The organism is Saccharothrix obliqua, assembly GCF_019375475.1.
GTDB classification, from domain to species: domain Bacteria; phylum Actinomycetota; class Actinomycetes; order Mycobacteriales; family Pseudonocardiaceae; genus Actinosynnema; species Actinosynnema obliqua.
Genome location: NZ_JAHXGQ010000004.1, coordinates 600,900 through 624,323, shown reverse-complemented (window position 1 = coordinate 624,323; position 23,424 = coordinate 600,900). Strand labels below are relative to the sequence as shown.

At 72.7% G+C, this 23,424-nt stretch carries 22 protein-coding genes; 11 read left to right on the top strand and 11 right to left on the bottom strand.

The window, feature by feature from the left end; translation table 11 throughout:
• The first annotated feature begins 12 nt into the window (after positions 1-12).
• The gene (locus tag KZQ38_RS16185; protein WP_219442846.1) at positions 13-801 is read left to right on the top strand and encodes an ArsI/CadI family heavy metal resistance metalloenzyme; all 789 of its coding nucleotides are present in this window, start codon (positions 13-15) and stop codon (positions 799-801) included.
• Positions 798-1,760: a methyltransferase domain-containing protein gene (locus tag KZQ38_RS16180; RefSeq protein ID WP_219442844.1), complete on the top strand. Its 963-nt coding sequence runs from the start codon at positions 798-800 to the stop codon at positions 1,758-1,760. The genes KZQ38_RS16185 and KZQ38_RS16180 overlap by 4 nt, the downstream gene beginning before the upstream one ends.
• 6 nt (positions 1,761-1,766) lie before the next feature.
• On the opposite strand, the gene KZQ38_RS16175 is transcribed toward KZQ38_RS16180, so the two are convergent.
• A complete protein-coding gene (locus tag KZQ38_RS16175) occupies positions 1,767-2,645 on the bottom strand; it encodes a helix-turn-helix domain-containing GNAT family N-acetyltransferase (RefSeq protein WP_219442842.1) in 879 nt (292 codons plus the stop codon).
• A 62-nt stretch (positions 2,646-2,707) separates the two neighbouring features.
• On the opposite strand from KZQ38_RS16175, the gene KZQ38_RS16170 reads away from it, so the two are divergent.
• On the top strand, positions 2,708-4,030 hold the full coding sequence (locus tag KZQ38_RS16170) for an FAD-dependent oxidoreductase (RefSeq protein WP_219443020.1): 1,323 nt from the start codon (positions 2,708-2,710) through the stop codon (positions 4,028-4,030).
• Positions 4,031-4,048: 18 nt separating this feature from the next.
• Here KZQ38_RS16170 and KZQ38_RS16165 read toward each other — a convergent pair whose 3' ends face one another.
• Complete coding sequence (locus KZQ38_RS16165) at positions 4,049-4,411, bottom strand: arsenate reductase ArsC (RefSeq protein ID WP_219443019.1); 363 nt, start codon at positions 4,409-4,411, stop codon at positions 4,049-4,051.
• 251 nt (positions 4,412-4,662) lie between these two features.
• On the opposite strand from KZQ38_RS16165, the gene KZQ38_RS16160 reads away from it, so the two are divergent.
• The gene (locus tag KZQ38_RS16160) at positions 4,663-5,862 is read left to right on the top strand and encodes an FAD-dependent monooxygenase (protein ID WP_219442840.1); all 1,200 of its coding nucleotides are present in this window, start codon (positions 4,663-4,665) and stop codon (positions 5,860-5,862) included.
• 83 nt (positions 5,863-5,945) lie between these two features.
• Here KZQ38_RS16160 and KZQ38_RS16155 read toward each other — a convergent pair whose 3' ends face one another.
• The gene (locus KZQ38_RS16155) at positions 5,946-6,332 is read right to left on the bottom strand and encodes a peptidase inhibitor family I36 protein (protein ID WP_219442838.1); all 387 of its coding nucleotides are present in this window, start codon (positions 6,330-6,332) and stop codon (positions 5,946-5,948) included.
• A gap of 318 nt (positions 6,333-6,650) precedes the next feature.
• On the opposite strand from KZQ38_RS16155, the gene KZQ38_RS37105 reads away from it, so the two are divergent.
• Entirely contained in the window at positions 6,651-7,583 is a 933-nt protein-coding gene (locus tag KZQ38_RS37105; RefSeq protein ID WP_219442836.1) for a GNAT family N-acetyltransferase, read from the top strand.
• Positions 7,584-7,596: 13 nt separating this feature from the next.
• On the opposite strand, the gene KZQ38_RS16145 is transcribed toward KZQ38_RS37105, so the two are convergent.
• The gene (locus KZQ38_RS16145; RefSeq protein WP_219442834.1) at positions 7,597-8,808 is read right to left on the bottom strand and encodes a questin oxidase family protein; all 1,212 of its coding nucleotides are present in this window, start codon (positions 8,806-8,808) and stop codon (positions 7,597-7,599) included.
• A gap of 395 nt (positions 8,809-9,203) precedes the next feature.
• On the opposite strand from KZQ38_RS16145, the gene KZQ38_RS16140 reads away from it, so the two are divergent.
• From KZQ38_RS16140 to KZQ38_RS16130, 3 genes are read left to right on the top strand one after another with little or no spacing between them, the layout of a single operon-like run.
• Positions 9,204-9,833 carry a TetR/AcrR family transcriptional regulator gene (locus KZQ38_RS16140; protein ID WP_219442832.1) on the top strand — a complete coding sequence of 210 codons (630 nt, stop codon included), beginning with the start codon at positions 9,204-9,206 and terminating at the stop codon, positions 9,831-9,833.
• A gap of 56 nt (positions 9,834-9,889) precedes the next feature.
• Entirely contained in the window at positions 9,890-10,516 is a 627-nt protein-coding gene (locus tag KZQ38_RS16135) for an RNA polymerase sigma factor (RefSeq protein ID WP_219442830.1), read from the top strand.
• The gene (locus KZQ38_RS16130) at positions 10,509-11,756 is read left to right on the top strand and encodes a hypothetical protein (RefSeq protein WP_219442828.1); all 1,248 of its coding nucleotides are present in this window, start codon (positions 10,509-10,511) and stop codon (positions 11,754-11,756) included. Before KZQ38_RS16135 ends, KZQ38_RS16130 begins: the two co-directional genes overlap by 8 nt.
• A gap of 502 nt (positions 11,757-12,258) precedes the next feature.
• Here the strand turns inward: KZQ38_RS16130 and KZQ38_RS16125 are convergent.
• A complete protein-coding gene (locus KZQ38_RS16125) occupies positions 12,259-12,450 on the bottom strand; it encodes a DUF2795 domain-containing protein (protein ID WP_219442827.1) in 192 nt (63 codons plus the stop codon).
• Between the two features lie 187 nt (positions 12,451-12,637).
• On the opposite strand from KZQ38_RS16125, the gene KZQ38_RS16120 reads away from it, so the two are divergent.
• A complete protein-coding gene (locus KZQ38_RS16120; RefSeq protein WP_219442825.1) occupies positions 12,638-12,946 on the top strand; it encodes a DUF3140 domain-containing protein in 309 nt (102 codons plus the stop codon).
• Positions 12,947-12,952: 6 nt separating this feature from the next.
• Here KZQ38_RS16120 and KZQ38_RS16115 read toward each other — a convergent pair whose 3' ends face one another.
• Genes KZQ38_RS16115 through KZQ38_RS16105 form a run of 3 tightly spaced genes read right to left on the bottom strand, consistent with a single transcriptional unit; the run spans position 12,953 to position 16,520 of the window.
• Complete coding sequence (locus KZQ38_RS16115) at positions 12,953-15,037, bottom strand: xanthine dehydrogenase family protein molybdopterin-binding subunit (protein ID WP_219442823.1); 2,085 nt, start codon at positions 15,035-15,037, stop codon at positions 12,953-12,955.
• On the bottom strand, positions 15,034-16,020 hold the full coding sequence (locus tag KZQ38_RS16110) for an FAD binding domain-containing protein (protein ID WP_219442821.1): 987 nt from the start codon (positions 16,018-16,020) through the stop codon (positions 15,034-15,036). Before KZQ38_RS16110 ends, KZQ38_RS16115 begins: the two co-directional genes overlap by 4 nt.
• Complete coding sequence (locus KZQ38_RS16105) at positions 16,017-16,520, bottom strand: 2Fe-2S iron-sulfur cluster-binding protein (RefSeq protein ID WP_219442819.1); 504 nt, start codon at positions 16,518-16,520, stop codon at positions 16,017-16,019. Before KZQ38_RS16105 ends, KZQ38_RS16110 begins: the two co-directional genes overlap by 4 nt.
• 259 nt (positions 16,521-16,779) lie before the next feature.
• Here KZQ38_RS16105 and KZQ38_RS16100 point away from each other — a divergent pair, with 259 nt between their 5' ends.
• Positions 16,780-18,375 (top strand): hypothetical protein, encoded by a 1,596-nt coding sequence (locus KZQ38_RS16100; protein ID WP_219442817.1) that lies wholly within the window; start codon positions 16,780-16,782, stop codon positions 18,373-18,375.
• A 61-nt stretch (positions 18,376-18,436) separates the two neighbouring features.
• Here the strand turns inward: KZQ38_RS16100 and KZQ38_RS16095 are convergent, their stop codons facing one another.
• Both KZQ38_RS16095 and KZQ38_RS16090 read right to left on the bottom strand, forming a co-directional pair.
• On the bottom strand, positions 18,437-19,663 hold the full coding sequence (locus KZQ38_RS16095; RefSeq protein ID WP_219442815.1) for an outer membrane protein assembly factor BamB family protein: 1,227 nt from the start codon (positions 19,661-19,663) through the stop codon (positions 18,437-18,439).
• 527 nt (positions 19,664-20,190) lie between these two features.
• Positions 20,191-21,246: a glycoside hydrolase family 19 protein gene (locus tag KZQ38_RS16090; RefSeq protein WP_219442813.1), complete on the bottom strand. Its 1,056-nt coding sequence runs from the start codon at positions 21,244-21,246 to the stop codon at positions 20,191-20,193.
• A 435-nt stretch (positions 21,247-21,681) separates the two neighbouring features.
• Between KZQ38_RS16090 and KZQ38_RS16085 the strand changes: the two genes are divergently transcribed.
• Positions 21,682-21,861, top strand: a complete 180-nt coding sequence (locus tag KZQ38_RS16085; protein ID WP_219442811.1) for a hypothetical protein — start codon at positions 21,682-21,684, stop codon at positions 21,859-21,861.
• 72 nt (positions 21,862-21,933) lie between these two features.
• Here the strand turns inward: KZQ38_RS16085 and KZQ38_RS16080 are convergent, their stop codons facing one another.
• Positions 21,934-23,028, bottom strand: coding sequence for a helix-turn-helix transcriptional regulator (locus KZQ38_RS16080; protein WP_219442809.1), 1,095 nt, complete (start codon positions 23,026-23,028; stop codon positions 21,934-21,936).
• Between the last annotated feature and the right edge of the window lie 396 nt (positions 23,029-23,424).

Below are 23,424 nucleotides of genomic sequence, written 5' to 3'. Positions count from 1 at the left end.
GGAGACCGCGTCGTGGAGATCCGGTTATACGTCACGAACGACAGCGACCAGCAGACCGCGCGCCAGACCGTGGACCAGGTGTCGTCCGAGGGTGTTTCCCTCGACGTCGTACGGGTGCACGACGCGGGCATGGGTGACCAGCGGTTGCCGATGTCGGTGCTCCAGGTCATGGCGCTCAAGGGCGCGGACGCGTTCCCCCTCGCGGTGGTCGACGGCAACCCGGCCAAGAGCGGCGACCTGCCCAACCCGGCCGACCTCAAGGGCTGGATCGCCTCCGGCGTCAGCGAACCGGTCGCACTGGTTACCGACGCGGTCAACGCGGTGGAGTTCGCCGGTGCCAGCCGCGTGCACATCAGCCTGGACGTGACCAGCGTCGAGGCCGCTCTGCCGTTCTACATGCTGTTGTTCGACGCGCGTCCCACCAAGCGCCGCGACGACTACGTGAAGTTCGAGCTGGAAGAACCACGCCTGAACATCACCCTCAACGAGCACGAGGAAGGCCACGCCTCCAGCGGCCACTACGGCATCCAGGTCAAGTCCAGCGGCATGGTGCGCGAGACGGAGAAGCGGCTGCGCGAAGCCGGGTTCGCCATCACCGAGGAGACCGAGACCGCCTGCTGCTACGCGGTGCAGACCAAGATCTGGGTGGTCGACCCGGACGGCAACCGGTGGGAGGTCTTCGTCGTCACCGAGGCCGAGGCCGACGAGGGCTGCGGCGCGGACTGCGTCTGCTACCAGGACCTGGAGCGCAGCTTCATCGCGGGCGCCGCCACCACCGCCGTCGACCCGAGCGCCCGATGACGACCGACTCCGCCTTCATCCGGGCGACCTACGAGCAACTGGCGCAACTCGGTGAGTCCGGGCTGTGCTGCTCGCCGGTCGAGCTGTACCGGCCCGACGAACTGGCCTCGATCCCCGAGGACGTGCTCCGCCTGTCCTCGGGGTGCGGGCACCCGTTGGACGACGTCGTCGTCGAACCCGGCAGCACCGTGCTCGACATCGGTTCCGGCGCGGGTGCGGACTGCCTGCTCGCCGCGCGGCGCGTCGGGCGGAACGGCGTGGTGATCGGCGTCGACCCCTCGTCGTCCATGCGTGCCGTGGCCTCCCGGCACGCCGAGGAGGTGGGCCTGGGCTGGATCGACTACCGGGAGGGAACCGCCGACGACCTGCCGTGCGCGGACGACAGCGTCGACCTGGCCATCAGCAACTGCGTGCTGTCGCTGAGCGCGGACCCGGCCGCCACCTGGACCGAGATCGCCCGCGTACTCGCGCCCGGCGGTCGGGTCGCCATGTCCGACATCATCGGCGGCACGGACCCCGGTCTCGACGCCAAGGCCCGCTGCGAAACCGGCCTGGAGTGGTCGCAGTACCGGGATCTCCTGCGTGCCAACGGGTTCAGCGGCATCCGCCCGATCCGCATCCGCCGAGCCCGCTTCCGGGACGGTGCCCGGGCCGCCAGCGTCACCTTCCACGCCCGCCACGGTATGCCCATCGGGCACGCCGACGTGCAGGTGCTCTACCGCCAGTCCCACCGAGCCGAAGCCGAGCGACTGGTCATCGGGCTCGGCGAGCTGGTCTCGGCGCACCGGTTGCCGCTGGGCATCCGCCTGGCCGACATCGACGAACCCGACCACACCGCCGTCGCCCGTCTCGTGCTCGACGCCGCGGGACTGCCGTTCACCACACCGCTCGCGGTGTCGGTCGACGCGGCCGTCGTGCCCGCGGACGACCTCACCGACGTCCTCGTCCCCGGGAGGTAGCCCGCGTCAACGCGTCGGGCCAGGCTGCGCACGGCGTTCGAGCATGACGGTGTCGCGCCATACGCCGTGGTGCTGCGCGATGCGCTCACGGACACCGACGGTGCGGAACCCCGCCGAGTGGTGCAAGGCGATGCTTGCCCGGTTCTCCGGGAAGATCGCGGTCTGCAACGTCCAGAGCCCGCCTTCGTCGGCGGCGGTGACCTGCTTGTGCACCAAGGACTTCCCGACACCACGCCCCCGGAACCCACCGCCGACGTAGATCGACGTCTCGGCCACGCCCGCGTAGCAGTCGCGTGCCGAGACCGGGGTGGCGGCGGCCCAGCCGGCGACGCGGCCGTCGACCTCGGCGACCCAGCGGTGGTCGGGCAGCCACTTGGCGTCGAGGGTGCGGCGGCTGGCGGTCTCGGTCTCAAAGGTGGCGTTGCGGGTGGCGATGCCCTCGCCGTAGATGCGCCGCACGTCCGCCCAGTCGTCGTCGGTCATCGCGCGCACGGTGACGTCGTCCGGCAGGTCGGTGGGGCAGCAGGGGCGGGTGACGATGGTGCCCATGACCGCGTCGGCGGCGTGGGGCAGGCCGGTGCAGCACGCGGCGTTGACCGTGACCAGGGTGGTGGTGCCCTGCCTGCGCAGGTGGACGAAGCCGACGTCGGCGAGTTTGCGCAGGTGGTGGGTGCAGGTGGGCTGGCTGACGCCGAGCAGTTCGGCCAGGGCGCCGACGGTGGTGCCGCCGGGTTGGACGGCGACGGTGTGCAGCAGCTTCACGCGGGTGGGGTCGGACAGGCAGGCGAACCAGCGGGCGAAGGTCGCGGCGTCCTCGTCGGGCAGCGCGGTGGGCGTCGTCGGCGTCACGACACCGACTATAGCCGCCCCTCCGGTTGCATCCATAGTTGCTCGTCTATAGATTCCCCATCTGCTTGATAGAGAGACTTCTATGGATGAGGTGGATCGTGAACGAGTTCCCGGTGGTCGTGGTGGGCGCGGGCCCGGCCGGTCTGGCCGCGGCGGCGCACCTGTTGGAGCGCGGGCTGCGGCCGTTGGTGCTGGAGGCGGGCTCGCAGGCGGGGGCCGCGGTGGCCCAGTGGCACCACGTCCGGTTGTTCTCGCCGTGGTCGGAGCTGGTCGACCCGGCTGCCCGGCGGCTCCTGGAGGCCGCCGGGCGGAGCGCGGCGGGGGCCGGCCGGTACCCCACGGGCGCGGAGTGGGCGTCGGAGTACCTGGTGCCGTTGGCCGACGCGTTGGACGGGCACGTCCGGTTCGGCACGCGGGTGGTCGGGGTGGCGCGGCGCGGTCGGGACCGGGTGGTGGACGCCGGGCGGGACGGCGAGCCGCTGACCGTGCACGTGGAAACCGCGGACGGGGAGGAGCGGATCACCGCTCGCGCGGTCGTCGACGCCTCGGGCACGTGGACCTCGCCCAACCCGCTGGGTGGCGACGGGCTGCCCGCGGTCGGCGAGCGCGCGGCGGCCGACCGGATCACCTACCGGGTGCCCGACCTGGCCGTGGAAGCGCGGCGGTACGCGGGTAAGCGGATCGCGGTCGCCGGCAGCGGCCATTCGGCGCTGACCGCCCTGGTGGCGCTGGCCGACCTCGCGGAGCGGCACCCCGGCACCCGCGTCACGTGGCTGCTGCGCCGCGGCCGGGTGGGCGACGCCTTCGGCGGCGGTGCGGCCGACCAGCTCCCGGCCCGGGGCGCGCTCGGGCTCGAGGCACGGGCGGCGGCACGCGCCGGGCACGTGGAGGTGGTCACCGGGTTCCGCACCGCGGCCGTCGAGCGCGAGGGCGGGCGGGTGGTGCTGGTGTCGCAGGACGGGCACCGCCTGGACCCGGTGGACGAGGTCGTGGCGCTGACCGGGTTCCGACCGGACCACTCGTGGCTGTCGGAGGTGCGGCTGGAGCTGGACCCGGTGCTCGGCGCCCCGGTCCGGTTGGCGCCGTTGATCGACCCGAACGCGCACTCCTGCGGCAGCGTCCACCCGCACGGGGCGAACGAGCTGCGGCAGCCCGAGCCCGGCGTCTACCTGGTGGGGATGAAGAGTTACGGCCGCGCGCCGACGTTCCTGGCGTTGACCGGGTACGAGCAGGTGCGCAGCGTGGTCGCCGAGATCGCCGGCGACCACGAGAGCGCGGCGGAGGTGGAGCTGGTGCTGCCCGAGACCGGGGTGTGCGGCGGGTCGGGGGTGTTCGACGGACCCGCCGACGGTCCGGGCAGCGGCTGCTGCGCCCCGGCTCCGGTCGAGGTGCTGTCGCTGCCCGCGCCGCCGGCCCGCTGAGCCGGGTGCTGCCGGTGGTCACGCGCTCGTGCCCGGTGGGGGAGCGATCTCGGCGATCAGGCCCTCGACCAGGGTCCTGATCCGGTCGCGGATGGGTCGGACGGCCTCGACTCCCCGCCCGGCGGGGTCGGTGAGCTGCCAGTCCAGGTAGCGCTTGCCGGGGAAGACCGGGCAGGCGTCGCCGCAGCCCATGGTCACGCAGACGTCGGACTCGCGAACCGCGTCGACGGTGAGCACCTTGGGGATCTGGGCGGAGATGTCGATGCCGACCTCGCGCATCGCCTCGACCACCGCCGGGTTGACCTGGTCCGCGGGCGCCGAACCGGCGGACCGGACCTCCACCCGGTCACCGGCCAGGTGGGACAGCCAGGCGGCGGCCATCTGCGAGCGGCCGGCGTTGTGGACGCACACGAACAGCACCGACGGCCGCTGTGCCGCCGTGTCGATCGCGGGCGAGGTGGAAGCGGCGTCGGTCACGGCGTTCTCCCGGTCTCGGGTGCGGGGGTGGCAAGCAAAGTATCGACGTGACTGCCCATCCCACGTGCGGCGGCTGTCGAACAAGTGATCGGACGGGGCCGTGGATCACCGTAGGATTCGGGATCAAGATCCGGACGGGTGAGCTGGGGGGCGCGGTGAGCGGTATCAGGGTGTTGGTGGTGGGGGCGAGCATCGCGGGACCCGCGTTGGCCCACTGGTTGCGTCGGTGGGGAGCCGAGGTGACCGTGGTGGAGCGGATGCCCGAGTTGCGGCCCGGTGGGCAGGCGGTGGACGCGCGTGGGGTGGCCAGGGAGGTCATCGGGCGCATGGGTTTGGCCGCGGCGGTGCGTGCGGCGTGCACTGATACGGCCGGTGCGCACACCGTGGACGCGGACGGGCAGGTGCTGGAGACCTTCCGCGCGGAGGACGACGGTGGCGACGGGTACATCGCGGACATCGAGATCCTGCGCGGGGATTTGTCGCGGGTGCTCTACGACGACACGCGTGACGGCGTCGAGTACGTCTTCGGCGACTGGGTCGCCGAGCTGGCCCAGGACGTGGACGGGGTCGACGTGGTCTTCGCGGGTGGCGCTCGGCGGCGCTTCGACCTGGTGGTCGGGGCGGACGGGTTGCACTCGGCGGTGCGGGCGATGGTTTTCGGGCCGCATGAGCGGTTCCTGCGCCACCTCGGGCACGTGCTGGCCTTCTACAGCGTGCCCAACGAGTTCGGGCTGGACCGCTGGCTGCTCGAGTACCAGGAGCCCGGGCGCTCGGCCCTCCTGCGCCCCGTCCAGGACGCCACCCGCGCGATGGCCATGTTCGGCTTCGCCTCGCCCGACTTCGACGTCGACCACCGTGACGTCGCGGCCCAGAAGCGCTTGCTGCGCGAGCGGGTGGCCGGGCTGGGTTGGTTGACCCCGGACGTCCTGGCGCACCTGGACGACGCTCCGGACTTCTACCTCGACCAGGTCGCCCAGGTGGTGATGGACCGCTGGTCGAGCGGGCGGGTGGGGTTGCTCGGGGACGCGGCGTTCAGCTCGTCGCCGTTGTCCGGCCAGGGCACGGGGCTGGCCCTGGTCGGTGCCTGCGTGCTGGCCGGTGAGCTGGCCGCCGCGGGGTGGGACCCCGACACCGGGTTCGCCCGCTACGAGGCGCGGATGCGCCCGTTCGTCGAGGCCAACCAGGAGATCGGCCGGTTGAACGCCCGCAGCCGCGACGTCCGCGGGCCGGACGCCGAGCCGGGCCCCGACTTCACCGGCGAGTGGTTCGTGGAGCTGGTGGGCCGCGCGCTCAACGGCGTCGAGCTGCCCGACTACGCGGGGGTGCCGGACACCGCGGCCCCGATCAGGTCGTAGGCGGGCGCCTCGGGATCGACGGACCAGCGGTGCCGATCACCCGCGGGACCGGGTCGACTTCGCCGGTCCCGCGGGTGATCGCCTCAGGGGATGGTGATGCTCCAGACCTGGTGGTCCATCGGCGCTCCGCCGGCGAAATCGCTGCGCTGGCCCGGCTTCAGCGTGAACCGCCTGCCCACCCCGTCGGGCAGGCGGTGGAACGTGATGACCTTGTCGGTCCGGTTGTACACCGAGCGCCCGGCCCACGGCAGGTTGTGGTTGCGGCGCTGGGACTGGTGCTTCGCCCACTGCTCGCCCGCGCCCCGGGACTTGGCGTAGGCGCACACGTTCTTGGCCGGGCACTTGGCGTAGTCGGTCGCTGCGGGGTCGGTCGCCGCGGGGTCGGTCGCCGCGTGCGCGGCGGGTGCGAGAGCGGCGGCCAGGACGGCCGCGGGTACGACCGCGGCCAAGCGGATCGCGTTGGGCTTCATGGGAAAACTCCTTCCCGGTACCGCGGGGGTCGAGGTGACCGCTCCTGTCTACTCGCAGTTCCGAACCGCCGCTGACCGGGTCCGCGTGACGTGGTGCCGTCCGTGACCGGCGTGCTGCCGCCACCCACCGGTGTGGTGGTACCGACTCCGCGCTTGTGGGGGACAACGCCGTCACTCCGCCGAAATGGTTTTGCGCCCGGCGCGGTGGTCGGCTAGACCTTGCCGCGCACGAGAGGAGGGACAAACCGATGCGTCCTACGCCCATTGCGGCCGGGTTCCCGACCGAACCCGGAACGCCTGCACCGAAAGCACCCCACCGTGGAACAGAACGACCTGATCGTGCGCCCGCTCACCGGGCGTGAAGAACTCGACCTCTTCTCCCGACTGCCCTACGTCCTCGACGCCGAGATCGCCGACGACCTCGCCGCGGGCCGCCGCCGACCGGAGTGGCTGTGGGTCGCCCTCCGCGGTGACCACCTGGTGGCCAAGGCCGCCTGGTGGGGCCGGGGCGACGCCACGCCACAGCTCCTGGACGTCTTCGACCTCGACGTCGACGCGCCGGATCGCGTCGACGTCGGCGCACGGCTGCTGCGCACCGCCATGGCCGCGGTGGTCCCGCCGGGTGCCCGGCCACCCGGCTACCACCGGGTCGTGCCGCCCGACTGGCGCGCGGCCGGGCCGAGCAGGCAGGTCGTGGAGGACCGCATGGCCGCGCTGGAGCGGACCGGCGCGCGCCTGCTCGTGGAACGCCTGCGCCTGGAGTGGCGTCCCGGCACACCGCTGCCCGCGCCGACGGGTCGCCTGCGGTTCCGCCCGGTCCACGACACCGAGGAGGTCCTGTCGTTGATGACCGGGGTCCTGGACGGGACCCTGGACGCCCACAGCAGGGCCGACCTGACCCGGATGTCCGCCCGCGCGGCGGCGGAACGGCACTACGCGGACGAACTCGCGCACTACCGGAGCCCGCGGGACTGGTGGCGCGTCGCGACGTTGCCGGACGGCACGCCGGTCGGGTTCGTCACCCCGGCCCGCAACGACTACAACCCCGTCATCGGCTACCTGGCGGTGCTCCCCGAGCACCGGGGCAACGGCTACGTCGACGACATCCTCGCCGAGGGCACCCGCATCCTCGACGCCCAAGGCGTGCCCCGTGTCCGGGCGGCCACGGACGTCGGCAACACGCCGATGGCGAACGCCTTCCAGCGCCTGGGGTACGTCAACTTCGAGCGCGCGATCGACATGACCTGGTGAGCGCGGCGGCCGGTCAGGGCATGATGGCCTCCGTGAGCGGTGCGGACCGGCCGGCCGCGACGCGGTAGATCGCGCGGTGGCCGGACCTGCGCCACGCGTCACGCATGACGTACACCAGCTCGGGGTGGTGCTGCTCGGCCTGCTCCACCGCGCGTGCGGCGAGCCGGTCCCACGCCTCGTCCTCCCGGTCGACGGCGTCGGCGAACCGCGCGTGCAGCTCGGCCAGCGCCGCCCGGCGCGGGAAGTCCGCGCGGGAGAAGAGCAGGCACAGGGCGCCGATCCAGTAGCACCGCACCGCGTGTCGCTGCTGGTCCCGGGGCAGGCGGGCGGCGATGCGCTCCATCGCGTGCACCGAGGTGATCAGGTGCAGCAGCAGCGGATCGCCGGGCACGGCCAGGTAGAGCAGGGTGGCGGCGTAGTGCAGCCGGCCCCAGCTCGTGGCCGGTTCCCCGTCCTCGATCCAGGTCGGGGTCCGGTGGATCAGCGGGTGGCCCGCGCCGAGCAGGCTCGCGATCCGGTACTGCCGACCGGCCAGGTCGGGGTGGATCCGCCGGGCGACGTCGGACGTGGTGTCGGCGATCAACGTCTCGACCCACTGGTGCGGCGGATCGCCGTGCCACTCCTCCGCGATGCGCAGCAGGGATTCCACCGCGGACGCCTCGCCGGGTCGGGCGACCGGGGACGACCGCTCCGGGTGGCAGGACACGTGCGCGAACGCCAGGTAGGCCAGGCCCTCGACGGTCATCCAGCGGTTGCCGGCGGCCAACCCGAGTCCCAGGTGGACGGTCGGGTGGCCGAACGCGCCCAGCCAGCCGGAGAGCAGCGGTGGCGCGTAACGCCGCAGCAGCTCCTCCGTGCCGAGTTCCCGCTCCCGCCGGTCGAAGAAGTCGCGGAACCCGGCGTAGTTGACGCGCTTGCCGATGAAGCGCTCCCAGTTCTCGTCGGTGATGACCTGGTCCGCGACCTTGGCCGGTTCCAACGGGTAGCCGTGCGGCGTGAGCACGGCGTAGCTGTCGTAGAACTCCTTGATCCGCTTCGCCGACGCGCCCAGGTCCGCCAGTGCCACGACGGCGTGCTTGGCGTTGTTGCTGAGGTGCCGCGCGGACGGCAGCGACCGGCACGCGGGGAACGCCGGTCCGTTGAGGTCGGGGTCGCTGTTGAACTCGATGTGGTAGGTCCGGTCGTCCAGGACCTGGTCCACCGTGCTGCGTTCGGTCGTCGTCATGGTGCGTGATTCCTCTCGGTGCGAGCCATCGGAGCGCGTGCACCGCGCTCTGGGTGTGGCGGAAGAGGTGTCGCGGAAGAACAGTGCGTCGATCCACAGTGGACTCACTGTGGACGGACGCGGTCGGTCGTGCGACCCGCGTGCTCCGGTCACCGGGACACGCGGGAAGACCACGCGTCGGTGGCGCGGAACGGGCGGACGTCGTGGTCCGCACGCCGAAACGGGCTGGGAGTGCTGTGAAGGCTCCTTCCGTGGGGGCGCCGAGCGGTGTGGTCCGGGGCGCCTCTCGCAAGAAAGTGGAGCATTTCGTCCGCTTAACGATGCTAGCTTACGATCGCTGACACTGTCCAGGTCCGCCGCCCGGCGGACGCCGCACGCGCGCGAGGAGTGAGTGGATGCCCCGGAAACCCCGCCAGGACGCGGAAGACAACCGCAGGCGGATCCTCGAGGCGGCGATCGAGGTGATGCTCCGGGAAGGGCGCAACGCGCCGCTGGCCACCATCGCGGCCGAGGCGGGTGTCGGGGTCGGCACCCTCTACCGCAGCTACCCGGACCGCAGCGCCCTGCTGCAAGCGCTGGAGTACCGCGCGTACGGCCTGCTCGGCGAGATCCTGGACGGGATACGCGCGGGAGGCGTGAGCGGTCTGCCCGCGATCGGCCGGTTCCTGGCCGAGGCGGTCGCCATCGGCGATCAGCTGGTCCTGCCGCTGCACGGCTCGCCGGCACTGGTCACCCCGCCCGCGGTGGAGGCACGCCTGTCGATCCACCGCGGGATCGACGACTTCATCGCCGCCGGCCGGGCCGACGGCAGCATCCGCTGCGCGGTCAACGCCACGGACGTCATCGTCTTCAGCGCGGTCATCACCCAACCCCTGGCGCGCGGCCGGAACTGGGACCACATGGCCCGGCGGCAGATCGCGATCTTCCTGAACGGCCTCGCCGCCGGCGGCCCGACGGAGGTGCCCGGCCCCGTGGTGGAACACGCCGAGGTCGAGCGCGCCTTCCTCCAGCGCACGTTCCTCTGACGGCGGTGTGACCGGCGACACGGCAGCGCCGGTCGGGCTGAGCCCTCATACCGTGCATGACCGAACCGCACTTGACGGGGGTCCTGGCGTTGAGCGACGCCCCCGGTACCGGTCCGCCCACCGGGTCGGACGCGGACCTGTGGCGCAGGATCGCCACCGACGGCCCCGACGCGCACGCGGCCTTCACCGAGCTGTTCCAACGGCACGCCGAGGCCGTGTGGAACTACGCCTACCGGTTGACGGCGTCCTGGGCGCAGGCCGACGACCTGCTGTCCACCGCGTTCCTCAACGCCTGGCGCACCCGCGGCCGAGCGGTGCTCACCAGGGACTCGGCCCGGCCCTGGCTGTTCACCGTCACCGCCCGCCTGGCCCGCGACCAGCGCCGCGCGGGCGCCCGCTTCGCCGCCCTGGTGCAGCGGTTGTCCCGGGCGACGCCGGAACGCGACCACGCCGAAGCGGTGGTGGAGGGAGATTTCGCCGAACGCCGGCTGCGCCGCGTGCTGGCGGCCGTCGAACGCCTGCCGCGCGCGGAGCGGGAAGTCGTGCGGCTGTGCCTGCTGGGCGAGGTCTCCACCGGCGACGCGGCACGCCTGCTCGGCATCACCGAGGCCAGCGTGCGCTCCCGCACCGCCCGCGCCCGTGCCCGACTCCGCGAACTGACCGACGGGGGAACCGATGTCTGACCTCGACCTGCCACCGCGCAAGGCGCTGCCCCACGGGGTGCGGGACGCCGCGCTGGTGCGCCTGCGCGCCGGGCTCGACGAGCACCGGCCACGCCACCTCCCGCTGAAGGTCGGCGCCGCGATCGTCGCCCTCGCCGTCGTGACCACCGCGGTGGTGCGGGTCGCGGACCGGGACGCCGCGCCGGCGGGCGAGAACCGCACGGGCACACCGGAACTGCGGCTGCCGGACGCGGCCGACCGGTACGCCGTGCGCCCGGGTGAAGCACCGGAGGGCGCGGCGGGGCGCTGTCACGCCGGGTCCGCCGACCTGCCGCCGCCCGAGCGCTGGCGCCCGATCGCCACGGCCTCGCGGTTCCGGGTGGACCTGGTGGCGTTCGAAACCCCAGCCGGAGTGGTGTTCTGCGAGACGACACCGGCGACGGTCACCGTGTCGGAACCGCGGTCGGACCCCGGCACGCTCACGGCGGCTTTCCGGACGACCACGGGTTCCTGGGCGGGTTTCACCGGACCCGACCCGCGTCCGTTCGCGCTCCGCGACCGCGGTGCGGGCACGCAGGCGCTCGCGGCCCGGTTCGGCCCCGTTTTCCTCGTGCCGGCGGGTTTCACGGCCGACGCGGTGGTGGCCCGACCGGAGGTGACCGACTCCGCGGAGGTGGTGCAGGAGGTGGAGCTGAGCCCACCGGCCCCGGCCGGGACGGCGACCGACCGGGAGGTCGTGCCGCAGGACCGCACCAGCCCCGAGGGGCGCAGGCTGGGCCTGTGCCTGGGCAGCGGCGGGCAACCGGTCCCGGACCACGCGGCGTGGCGTGCCGGGCAGTTCGTCCGGTTGAGCGAGACGGAATCCGTGCAACTGGGCCACTACGCGGACATGTTGTTGCTGTGCCGCCAGGACCGCACCACGGCGGTGTACGACCTGAACCGCCTCGACGCCCCGGAGTGGGCGGGAACGGCGTTGTCCACCGCCACCCTGCGCGGTGTGCGGATGTACTACGACTTTGTCGAGAACACGGAAGTTTCGGTGCCCTACCGGAGTTCTACCACTTTCGCGGTGATCGCCGAGGTCACTGACGCGCGGGTGGCTTCGGTGAGCGCGTTCATCCCCGGTACCACCAACGTGACGACCGTGCCGGTGGCCGGTTCCGTCGTCCTGGCGGCGTTGAAGCCTGGGGACACCGGGGTGGTGTTGACCGTTCGGGACAGCACCGGGGCGGTGCTGGAGGAGGTGCGTCGGGAGTTCTGAGAACCGCCTAGGACCTGCCCTCAAACCGAAGCGCAGCCCGAACCACCCCCGCCGGTGCCGGGTCCACAACCGCGCAGTCCGCCACGTGCGCCTGGACCCCCGCCGGCGCGGGGGAGGATGGTGGTCGGGCAGGTCCCTATCTATCAGGCAGGCTTCCTGAAAGTTTCGTGGGGAGGCGATAGCCTTCAGGGCCGCCCGCGGGCGCGGGGAAGACAGTCGTCGGGCAGGCCCTAACTTTCAGGCAGGCTTCCTGAAAGTTTCGCGGGCGACAGCTTCCAGGACCCACCCCGGCCGGCGCGGGAGGACCGTGGGCGGGCGGGCGTCCTATCTTTCAGGCAGGCTCCCTGAAAGTTTCCGGGGCGGCAGCCGCGGGATCACCCCGCCTGGCGCGGGGAAGACGTCTGCCGACGGTTCACTCGCCTGCCACTGCTCGCCGGTCAACCCACGCCCGCGCACCACGACCCCGAGATCACAGCAGGCCAACCACCCCACCTCTGAGGACCTAGCGTTGTTGGCCGATGGCCTCGCTGATGTCGTTGGGCGAGTTGAAGTCGTCGCGCGGCAGGTTGCGCAGGGCGTCGATGGTGTCGTTGTCGGCGCCCTGCGACCGGGCGGCGCTCACGATGTCGTCCTTGGTGGCCGGGTAGTCGACCCCGGAGAGGAACTTCTGGACCTGGATCGGGTTGATGCTCATGGCTCGGGAGTACCCCGGCGCACACCGCCTGCACGTCCGCTTCGGGGGAACACCGGTCGCCGCGAACGTGTCGGTGGCTGCGTCGTGTGCCGAGGACACCGCCATGACGAGCACAAGGCCACCCCACCGGGTGACAACGCCGTGCGCGGCCCGCCACCCCGGCCCAGACTCCCCGCGGGAGGCACCCATGAGCGACGAGTTCGACCAGGCCGTCAACATGACGGCGACCGAGCTGGAGCGGTGGCTGGAGACGGACGAGTCGAAGTCGGTCGGCCAGTCCACCGGCGGCGAGTCGGTCGGGCACGAGTCCGGGCGGCGGATCGTGCGGTTGCTGCGGAAGAAGAAGGGCGAGTTGACCGAGGACGACCAGGAGCACATGCGCAAGGTGGTCGGGTACGTCCACCGGCACCTGGCGCAGCGCCCGGACGGGGACGTCGAGCACACGCGGTGGCGTTACTCCCTGATGAACTGGGGGCACGACCCGCTCAAGGGCTGACGCCGTTCAGCGCACGAAGTGGTCGAGGGTCAGCGGCAGGTCGCGGACGCGGATGCCGGTCGCGTGGTGGGCGGCGTTGACGATGGCGGCGGCGGTGCCGACTATGCCGATCTCGCCGATGCCCTTGGTGCCCATCGGGTTGGTGTGCGGGTCGTGCTCCTCGATCCAGTGCGCCTCCACGTCGGGGACGTCGCTGTTGGTGGCGATGTGGTACTCCGCAAGGTCGTGGTTGACCACGTGGCCGAACCGCTCGTCCAGCAAGCTGTGCTCGTGCAGGGCCATGGACAGGCCCATGGTCATGCCGCCGACGAGCTGCGAACGGGCCAGGCGGGGGTTGACGACCCGGCCGACGGCGAACACGCCCAGCAGGCGGGGCACGCGCACCTCCCCGGTGTCGACGTGCACGCGGACCTCGGCGAACTGGGCACCGAAGGCGTGCATGGCGTAGTCGTCGGACGCGGACGACTCGGGCATGGCCACGCACGTCTCGTCGCCGTCGTCGGGGCGGTCGCCGAACTTCTCGCGGAACGCCCGCGCGGCGGCCACCACGGTGGAACCCCACGAGGTGATGCCGGACGACCCGCCCGCCACGGACGCCTTGGGCAGGCGCGTGTCACCGATCCGGAGTTCGACGTCGCCGTGGTCGACCCCCAGCGCATCGGCGGCGATCTGCGCGAGCGACGTCCACGTGCCGGTGCCGATGTCGGCGGCCCCGATCTCCACGCGGTAGCGGCCCGGCGCGGTGAAGCGGATGTTGGCCTCCGAACCGGGCGAGCGGTTGACCGGGTAGGTGGACGCGGCCACGCCGGTGCCGACGCGCCACCCGGACTCCTGGCGCGCGCCGGGCGTGGGGTCGCGGTGCGACCAGCCGAAGCGGCGGGCGCCCTCGCGCAGGCACGCCACGAGGTTGCGGCTGGAGAACGGCTTGCCGCTCTCCGGCTCGACCTCGGGTTCGTTGCGGACGCGGAACTCCACCGGGTCGAGCCCGCACGCGATCGCGAGTTCGTCCATCGCGACCTCGGGGCCGAACATGCCGGGGCACTCGCCGGGCGCGCGCATCCACGCGGGCACGGGCACGTCGAGCGCGGCCAGCCGGTGGGTGGTGCGGCGGTGCGGTGCGGCGTACATGGTGCGCGCGGGCACGGCGGTCTGCTCGGCGAACTCCTTGAACCGGGAGGTCTGCCCGATCGCGTCCACCGCGAGGGCGGTCAGCCGGCCGTCGGCGGAGCCGCCCAGCCGGACCCGTTGGATGGTGGGCGTCCGGTAGCCGACCAGCGAGTACATCTGCTGCCGGGTGAGGGCGAGCTTGACCGGGACGTCGGGCAGGGCACGCGCGGCCATGGCGGCGAGGATCGCGTGGACGTGCGCGGTGCCCTTGGCGCCGAAACCGCCGCCGACGTGGGGCGAGATGACGTGCACACGCTCGGGGGACAGGCCGAAGGTCTCGGCCACGGCCTCACGCGTGGTGTGCACGCCCTGCGTGGAGTCGTAGAGCAGCAGGTTCTCGTCCGACCACACCGCGGTGGTGGCGTGTGGTTCCAACGGGTTGTTGTTGTACCAAGCCGTGGTGTACGTCCGGTCGACCACGTGCGCGGCTTGCGCGAGCCCCGCCGCGAGGTCGCCCTCGGCGGTGTCGGTCTCGAAGCCGCCGTTGACCTGCTCCGGCGCGTAGAGGTCGGCGCGGTCGCCGCTCAGGCGCACGTCGTGCGGCCGTTGCTCGACCACCACCCGGACGAGGGAAGCCGCGTGCCGCGCCGTCTCCGGCGTCCGGGCGACCACCACGGCCAGCACCTGCCCGCGGAAGTCCACGTCGTGCGACTGGAGGGCCGCCAGCTCGGCGTCCTCGGTGGACGCCAGGCGCGGCGCGTTGTCGGGCGTGAGCACGGTCAGCACGCCCTCCTCGGCCAGCGCCCGACCGGTGTCCACCGACGTCACCACGCCACGCGCGACCTCCGCCTGCACCAGCCACGCGTGCACCGGGTCGTGCACGGGCTGGTCGCTCGCGTAGGGTGCGGTGCCGGTGACCTTGGCCGGGCCTTCGACACGGCGTGGCGAGCGGCCCATCGCACGCGGGCGCAGCAGGTCGGTCATCGCTCCTCCCAGGCGAGGTCGCGCAGCGCGGACACGATCACGTTGCGGGCGAGGGGCACCTTGAACGCGTTGCCGGACAACGGCCGGGCGTCCGCCAGCTCGGCTTCCGCGGCCTCCAGGAAGACGTCCGCCGACACGGGACGGCCACGCAGCACCCCCTCGGCCCGCCGGGCACGCCACGGCTTGTGCGCCACCCCGCCCAACGCGATCCGCACGTCCCGGACCACGTCGTCGTCCACGTGCAGCACCAGGGCCACCGAAACCAGCGCGAACGCGTACGAAGCGCGGTCGCGGACCTTCCGGTACAGCGAACGCGTGCCGCGGGGCAGCGGTGGCAGGTCCACCGCGGTGATCAGGTCGGCGGCGGACAGCACGGTGTCGCGGTGCGGCTCGTCGCCGGGCAGCCGGTGCAGGTCGGTCAACGGCACGGTGCGCGGCCCGCCCGGACCGTGCACGAGCACGGTGGCGTCCAACGCGGCCATCGCGACCGCCATGTCCGAGGGGTGCACCGCGACGCAGTGCTCGGAAGCGCCGAGGATCGCGTGCTGGCGGTTGTGGCCGTCGATCGCGGAGCACCCGCTGCCCGGCTCCCGCTTGTTGCACGGCGTCGACGTGTCCTGGAAGTACAGGCAGCGGGTCCGCTGGAGCAGGTTGCCGCCGGTGGTGGCCAGGGTGCGCAACTGGCCCGAAGCACCGGACAGCAGTGCCCGCGACAGCAGCGGGTAGTCCCGCCGCACCACCGGGTGCGCCGCCAGGTCGCTGTTGCGCACGGTCGCACCGACCCGCAGGCCACCGCCCGGCAGCTCCTCGACCCCGTCCAGCGGCAGCCGGTTGATGTCGACCAGCACCTCCGGCGCGCTGACCCCGAGCTTCATCCGGTCCACCAGGTTCGTGCCACCCGCCAGGAACGCCGCGCCGGTGCGGGCGGCCTCGGCCACGGCGCCCTCGACGTCCGCCGCCCGCCGGTAGTCGAACGGGATCACCGGGCACCGTCCCGGACCGCCTCCACGATGCGCACGTAGGCACCGCACCGGCACAGGTTGCCGCTCATCCGCTCGCGGACCTCCTCGGGCGACAGTTCGGCCGGGCCGGTCAGGTCGGCCGTCACCGCGCTCGGGTGCCCCGCCGCGACCTCGTCCAGCACGCCGACCGCCGAGCACACCTGGCCGGGTGTGCAGAAACCGCACTGGAACGCGTCCCGGTCGAGGAACGCCTCCTGCACCGGGTGCAGCCGCTCGCCGTCGCCCAGCCCCGCGGCCGTGACGACCTCCGCGCCGTCGTGCACCACGGCGAACGACAGGCACGTCACCGCGCGCCGCCCGTCCAGCAGGACCGTGCACGCGCCGCACTGGCCGTGGTCGCAGCCCTTCTTCGGCGAGGTCACGCCCAGCCCGTCGCGCAACGCGTCGAGCAGCGTCGTCCGGTTGTCCACTCGCAGCCGCCTGGTCCGCCCGTCCACCCGCAGTTCGACCTCACCGTCCACGACCCGCCCTTTCCGCTCGGCACCTCCCTGGAGTGTTCCCGGGAACCGGCGGGTCAACCCGGTCGAACCCGCCCTTTCACCCGCATCGGGCGTTCGGCGCGGGTCCACCGGCCCGGTCGACGCGTGATCGGCGCGGAATTCCTATTTCGGTCGACGCGGAATTCGCATTGCGCTCGGCGGTCGGAGTTCGGCCGTTTCGTCGATTCTCCGGAAATGCCCGCCGCGCCAGGATGGGGTGCGTCGGCCGAAGGGAGAGGGCATGATCCGGCGAATAGCGGGGACGGCGGTCCTCGTGCTGGGGTGCGGCGTGGTCGCGGCACCCGCGGCGAACGCCGCCTTGAAGGTGCCGTGCGACGCAGCCGCGTTGATCGCGGCGGTCGACGGTGCGAACGGTCAGTACACGCTGGCGGAGGGCTGCACCTACACGCTCAGCGAATCCCTCGGCGGCAACGGGTTGCCCGTGATCGGCGGGTACGTCGCGTTGATCGGGCGCAACACGACGATCAGGCGGGACCCCAACGCGCCGCAGTTCCGGTTGTTCCAGGTGGTGCAGGGCGGAGTCCTCACCCTCGACGGCGTCACGTTGAGCGGCGGGCACGCACCGGACGGCGGCGAGCCGGGCGCGGGTGGCGCGAACGGTGGTGCGATCGACAACGCGGGCCGGGTGCTGCTGGCGCGGTCGACGGTGTCGGGCAACCGGGCCGGTGACGGTGCGCCCGGCGGTCACGGCGCGGCCGGGCAGCCGGGTAGCGGCGGCGGTGCGGGCGGCGTGGGCGGCGCGGTGTTCAACGCCGGCTCCCTGACCGTGCGGCAGTCCGTGCTGGAGGACAACGCGTCGGGCAGCGGCGCGCGCGGCGGTGACGGCGGCGCGGGCGGTGTCGACGGGGCAGCCGGTGGCGACGGCGGTGACGGTGGCGACGGCGGTGCCGGTGGTGCGATCTTCAGCTCGGGCGACCTGGCCGTGGTCGACAGCACCCTGGTGGGCAACCGCACGGGTGCCGGCGGTGCGGCGGGCAGGGGTGGCGCGGGCGCCGACTCGACGGCCGGCGCGGGTGGCGAGGGTGGCCGACCGGGCCGGGCCGGCGACGGTGGGAGCGGTGGCGCCATCGACAGCGCCGGTCCGGTTTCCGCGGTCCTGAGCCGGGTCCTGGGCAACACGACCGGCGACGGCGGTGCCGCGGCCGACGCGGGCGCGGGCGGTTCGGGTGTCACGGGCGGCCAGGGCGGCGGCGACCGGCACAAGCGGACCAGTCGCTCCGGTGGTTCCGGCGGTGCCGGCGGCGGTCTCGCCTTCTACGGGGACGGCTCGGTGACGTTGGAGCGCACGGACGTCGTGGGCAACCACACCGGCAACGGCGGTGTCGGCGCGCGTGGCGGCGACGGCGGCGCGCCCAACGGGCTCGGGGGCACCGCCGCGTACGGCGGCAAGGGCGGCAACGGCGGCGGCGTCGAGATCGGCAGCGGGCCCACGAACCCGATGGTGTGGATCTCCGGTGGTCGCGTGTCCGGCAACCGGACCGGTGCCGGCGCGGACGGCGGCGCGAGCGGGCGCGGCACCTCCGACCTCCTGCACGGCTACGGCGGCTCGGGCGGTGGCGGCGGTCTCGGCGGCGGCATCCACGTGGCGAAGAAGCGCAGTGCCCACCTGGAGGACCTGGCGATCACCGAGAACGCCACGGGCGGCGGCGGGAAGGAAGGGCCGAGCCTGGCGACCGGCGGCGAGCCGGGTACCCCGGGCGCACGGGGCACCGGCGGCGGCATCGACACGTCCTACTACATCGCCGACCCGCCGTCGATCGAGCTGGTGCGCGTCCGGATCAACGGCAACCAGCCCGACCAGTGCGACTTCTGCTGACCGCGGTCGGCACGGCGTGGTGGCGTCGAGCCGCGGCCGACGCCACCACGGGGCACCGCGGCTACTGGTTGCGCGGCGCGTTCGACGGCTTGAACGCCCAGACCGCGCCGCCGCCCTGGTAGTTGCCGCCCCCGAGGAGGACCGTGCCGTCCGGCGTGATCGCGGGCACGGTGAGCGCGGCCGTCGGCCGGTGCGAGTAGTACAGCAACTGGCCGGTCTTGGCCTCGAACACCTGCAACGCGCCGGTGATCTCGCCACTGGTGACACCGCCGACGTAGGCGACGCCGTTCACGACGGCGGGGGTGGTCGGTTGCAGGCCGTTGGTGTCGGCGAGCGCCACGCGGTTGCCGTTGTCGCTGCGCAGGTAGACGAGGTTGTGGTGGGTCGGCACGTACACGATGCCGTCGACCACCGCCGGTCCGTGGATCAGGCCGTTCCAGGTCACGCCGAGGTTCGTCTCGACGTTCCACCGGACCTGGCCCGCCGGCGTCAGCGATGCGACGCGGACGGTGCCCGCGCCCGGCGCGGTCAGCTTGTCGACCGAGACGTAGAGGTTGGCGCCGTCGGTGGCGACCGCGTCCGTGATGCGGCCGTCGAACTTGGCCAACTGGCGGTGCACGGGCGCGACCTGGACGACCCGCCCGTCGTAGGCTCCGATGTAGACCTCACCGCCGGGCAGCGCGGTCGGTGAGGCGTTCACCGGGCGCTGGGCGTCGGAGTCGCCGATGTTGACGGTCCAGCGCCGCGTGCCGGTGAGCGCGTCGAACGCCGCGACGTCGCCGAAGTGGGTCGACGCGTACACCGTGTTCCCGGCGAGGGTGGGGCCGTTCACCCAGCCCTGGTTCGGGATGAAGTGCCGCCAGACGAGCGCGCCGGTCCGGTCGTCGAAGGCGCAGAGCACGCCGCCGGCCGTCCCGACGTACACGAGTCCGTTCCCCACGACGGGATCGGAGTAGATGCCGTTGAAGCACGCGTTGGTGGTCCAGGAGGGCGTGAACGTCGGGGACTGTGCCGCGGTCCCCGTCGCCCACGGCAGCTTGGTCAGGTACCCGTCCGTGTCGCCGATGTAGGCGTAGTCGCCCGCCACCACCGGTGAGGACCGGTACTTGGCGCGGCCGAACGCACTGGTCCACCGGGGCGTCAGGTCGGGTGCGGCGGCCGGGTCGACGGGACCGGCCGGTACCGGTTTCGCGTCGGCGGAGGAAACACCGGCGAACAACGCCGCGATCACCATCGCCAACGCGCCCAGCCGACGGGTGCGGCCGGGTCTCTTCTCGGATTCGGTCATCGAACACTCCTCTGCGCCGGATCTGGCGGGGGACGTGGAGTTGCGTGGAGGCGAATCACCAGGTCGCCCACTGTAGGGCCGGCCACCGCGCCGCGGGGGCGTCGGCGCAATTCTGCGGGCACGAGCCCCGATGTGCCGCCATTCGACGTGGGCCGGGTGGGGGAACCCTTGTACACCAACGATCTTGTGCGTCGACGTGGCGGGTGCCGCTGTTCCACAAGGATTCCGCGGGCGACAACACCTCCGTCAACCCGGTGTTCGACAACGAGCGCGAGATGGCCGCGACGGAGTGGTTCACCGACTTCGAACAGCCCGGTGCGAAGAGGGCGCGGTGGCAGCAGCGCATCCTCCTGCCGGCACACCTGGAGGCATTGCGTGCCCGCGGTGCGGGAGCCGGTCCGGGACGAGGTGAGGCCATCCGCGTCCGCAGTGGACGGTCGTGTCACGAGGGTGCGGCTGCCGGGTCGTCGCCGACCCGGCAGCCGCACCGCTCGCCCCCTTGTTCCCCGACTGGTCGGTCTCCAGCCTCAGCAGCTCAGGTTGTTGCCCGGCGTGACGCCGAGGATGCCGGTGAACCGCTGGTAGGCGTTGACGCGGCTCTGCACCTGCGCCGGGTTGCGGCCGTTGCACTCCAGGGCGCCGTTGATGCTCCGGATCGTCTCACCGAACCCGCGACCGTTGACCATGGCGTCGTGCGGGGTCATGGTGCCGGGGCCCCGCTGGGTGTTCCAGTACCAGAGGCCGGTCTTCCACGCCACGGCCGCGTCGTTCTGCACCAGCCACGGGTTGGTCAGCAGCGGCAGGCCCAGGGCGTCGCCGGCGGCCTTGTAGTTGAAGTTCCAGCTCAGCTGGATCGGACCGCGGCCGTAGTACGCGGCCTGCCCCGCCGGGCAGCCGTACGGCTGGCTCGTGTCGCAGTAGTGCGGGTAGTTCGCCTGGTTCTGCTCCACGATGTGCACCAGGCCACCGGTCTCGTGGTTCACGTTGGCCAGGAACGCCGCCGCTTCCTGCTTCTTCACGGTGTCGCTACCGGTGCGCGCGAACCCGGGGTAGGCGCTGAGCGCGTCGGTCAGGCCGCGGTAGGTGTAGAAGGCGTTGCGGCTCGGGAACATCTGGTTGAACTGGGCCTCGGTCACCACGAAACCGCCGGGGTTGGGCGGGTTGGTGGTGCCGCAACCCGTGTACGGGTCCCAGTACCAGGTGGAGATCACGGGGTCGTAGCCCGGGTTGTCGTGCTCGGCGATGTAGAACTTGCCGTCGGTGTACCGGACGATGTTGCCGGCGGCGTAGAACTGGCCCGCGACCCAGTTGGGGTAGTCGCAGCCGCCCGGCGCGTTCGTGCCACCGCAGGCCCCCTGATCCGCCCAGACCGCCGCCGAACCCGGCGTCTCGTTCTGGGTCCACCACTGGGCCGACCAGTTCCGGCCGTTGTGCGCGGCCGTGCCTCCGGCGGTGTATACGGCGGACGAACTCCAAGCAGGCGCGCAGGCGGCGGCGCTCGCGGTGGTCGCGGCCACCGCGACGGTCATCGCCGCACCGGCCACGATCGCGGCGATGGCCGCGAACAAGCGGATTCTCGACACTGTCCTCTTCTTCCGTTTGAGTTCCCCCCGGATGTGACGGTGGCAACTCAACCGTGGTCGCTCCGCACCGGACAAGGGATTCGAGGGCAAGCTTCCCTCTCGGTGGAGAGCCGCTTGCCGCTCGTGGAATTGACGTGGTGACAGGGAATCCCTGTGGCAGTGGAGTCCACAGGGGACGGTTGTGCGACGGGTTGACCAGCCAGCGCGGCGACCGGCTCCGGGCGCCGCGCCCGGCGGTGGGCGGCGCGGTGTCGGACTTCCTGGCCCCGCGTGGCCCGCGTGCCCCAAAGTGCACAACAGGCCCGGGGTCCGGTCGGGCGCGGTCGACCGGACCCGGTTCGGCGGATTGCGGGTGGGCGGTCCCCGCGCGCAGCACGGTGTCCTCACGACAGCGCTCCGGGCGGGATCGGCACGAGGAGGACCGGGACCACGTCGGTGCGGACCTCGCACGCGGGTGTGGGCGGACCGGACGCGGACGTCACACCGGACGCGACCACGATCGACAGGGACGCGACGGACCCGACCGCGGCCAAGCCGATCCGCCACCACGGCGAACACGACAAGGGAACCTCCGACTGGGGTGTGGTCGGCCGGCGGGTCGGCCGGCCGTCGTGACCCCATCAGCTTGGCCCGGTCCGCGGAGGCCCCTCTACTCGCGAATCCACGTAGCCCGAACGGGTGGACGCCTCAGTCCGGTGAGCCGAAATGCCACGGCTCCTGGAATGCGCGCCCGCCGAACACGCGCAACGCGGCTTCGGCCCGCCCGGTGACGCCGATCTTGGCGTAGACGTTCTGGAGGTGCTTCTCCACCGTGCGCGGGCTGATCCGCAACGCACGCGCCACTTGCGCTGTCGTGCGGCCGTGCGCGACGTACCACAGCACGTCGGTCTCCCGCGCGGTCAACCCGGTCGCCGGGGTCGGCGGTCCCGGTGGTTCGGCCCGGGTCTCGGACAGCAGCAGCGAACCGCGCAGCAGCCGCACCGTCAACCGCCGCTCGCCCCGGGTCACCCGGTACGGGCGCGGCGGGCCGGGCGCGTCGTGGTGGGGGACGCGGCGCTGCTCGGCGAGCCACGACACCAGTTCGTCCGGCAGCGTGCGGCCTTCCGCCACGCGGCGCGGGAAGTACGCCGACAGCAGCAGCCGGCCGGCCCGGTTGACGGTCCGCACCGTCGCGTCGGCGCCCAGCTCGACCACGCCGTAAGCGGTGTCGTCCAGGTCGTCCAGCGCCGCCGTCGCGGCGTCCAGCCAGCGGTGGGCCTCGGCGGCGCGGAGGAACCCGCCGAACGCGGGGCCGGCGAGGTCGAGGAGGTCCCGCTCGGTGTCGGAGAAGTCCGTGCGCGACCGGTTGACCACCACGATCACGTGGGTGTGGGGTGGTGCGGGCAGCGGTCGGAGCACCTGGTGCTCGACCCGGAGCGGGCGGTAGAACTCGTGGTAGATGGCGAGGTTGTGCAGGTGGCCGCGCGTGGTGACGTCGCTGAGCCGCACCGCGCCGCTCGTCGGGTGGTCGCGGATGTGGTGCAGGAGCGGGTGGTCCGGCAGTCCGCGCTCGAACACGGCCTCGCGTTGCGGGTTGACGGTTTCGCTCGGCAGCGCCACCTGCCGGGAGCGCCCGGTGCGTTCGTCGATCACCTGGTAGGCCAGGATGTCGCCGGGCACGACCCGGCCCAGCACGCCGAGGACCCGGTCCGGCACGGCCTGCGCGTTCGCGTCGTGCTCGTGCTCGTGCTCGCGGAGCACCTTGATCAACCGGTCGAGGTCGGCATCGCGGAGTCTCCCCACGGCACCCCACGCTACCGCTCGCGGTAACCCAGCGCGCACGCTTCGACACGACAGGTGGTCGACGGGGTGGGAATCCACTGTGGACGATCTACGGGGTGTCGCGGCAGATCAGCGCTTCGCCCGGTGTGGTGGAAGCGCGGTCGCACGCCGGCCGCGCCCGGGGCTGTCATGCACGGCACCGCCACCAGTGGAACCCTTGCGGTCGTGAGATCGAACCGACGGGCGAACGCGACACCGGCCCGCCCGCACACGCCGCCGCCCGCTGACCCGGAATCCGGCTCGTTGGCCGGTCACGTCCCGGCCGCAGGCACAAGACCTCGGGGAAACCGGTGACGCGCGACGCCGCCGAAGGGGCCGGTGCGGGGGCCGCCGCCGAGAGGACCGACCCGCGGGATG

What these genes read in the sequence shown, in the direction of transcription:
- KZQ38_RS16180 (WP_219442844.1), top strand. Translation starts at nt 798, where the DNA reads ATGACGACCGACTCCGCCTTCATCCGGGCGACCTACGAGCAACTGGCG.
- KZQ38_RS16175 (WP_219442842.1), bottom strand. Translation starts at nt 2,645, where the DNA reads ATGGATGCAACCGGAGGGGCGGCTATAGTCGGTGTCGTGACGCCGACG.
- KZQ38_RS16165 (WP_219443019.1), bottom strand. Translation starts at nt 4,411, where the DNA reads ATGGCCGCCGCCTGGCTGTCCCACCTGGCCGGTGACCGGGTGGAGGTC.
- KZQ38_RS16155 (WP_219442838.1), bottom strand. Translation starts at nt 6,332, where the DNA reads ATGAAGCCCAACGCGATCCGCTTGGCCGCGGTCGTACCCGCGGCCGTC.
- KZQ38_RS16145 (WP_219442834.1), bottom strand. Translation starts at nt 8,808, where the DNA reads ATGACGACGACCGAACGCAGCACGGTGGACCAGGTCCTGGACGACCGG.
- KZQ38_RS16140 (WP_219442832.1), top strand. Translation starts at nt 9,204, where the DNA reads ATGCCCCGGAAACCCCGCCAGGACGCGGAAGACAACCGCAGGCGGATC.
- KZQ38_RS16135 (WP_219442830.1), top strand. Translation starts at nt 9,890, where the DNA reads ATGACCGAACCGCACTTGACGGGGGTCCTGGCGTTGAGCGACGCCCCC.
- KZQ38_RS16130 (WP_219442828.1), top strand. Translation starts at nt 10,509, where the DNA reads ATGTCTGACCTCGACCTGCCACCGCGCAAGGCGCTGCCCCACGGGGTG.
- KZQ38_RS16125 (WP_219442827.1), bottom strand. Translation starts at nt 12,450, where the DNA reads ATGAGCATCAACCCGATCCAGGTCCAGAAGTTCCTCTCCGGGGTCGAC.
- KZQ38_RS16120 (WP_219442825.1), top strand. Translation starts at nt 12,638, where the DNA reads ATGAGCGACGAGTTCGACCAGGCCGTCAACATGACGGCGACCGAGCTG.
- KZQ38_RS16115 (WP_219442823.1), bottom strand. Translation starts at nt 15,037, where the DNA reads ATGACCGACCTGCTGCGCCCGCGTGCGATGGGCCGCTCGCCACGCCGT.
- KZQ38_RS16100 (WP_219442817.1), top strand. Translation starts at nt 16,780, where the DNA reads ATGATCCGGCGAATAGCGGGGACGGCGGTCCTCGTGCTGGGGTGCGGC.
- KZQ38_RS16095 (WP_219442815.1), bottom strand. Translation starts at nt 19,663, where the DNA reads ATGACCGAATCCGAGAAGAGACCCGGCCGCACCCGTCGGCTGGGCGCG.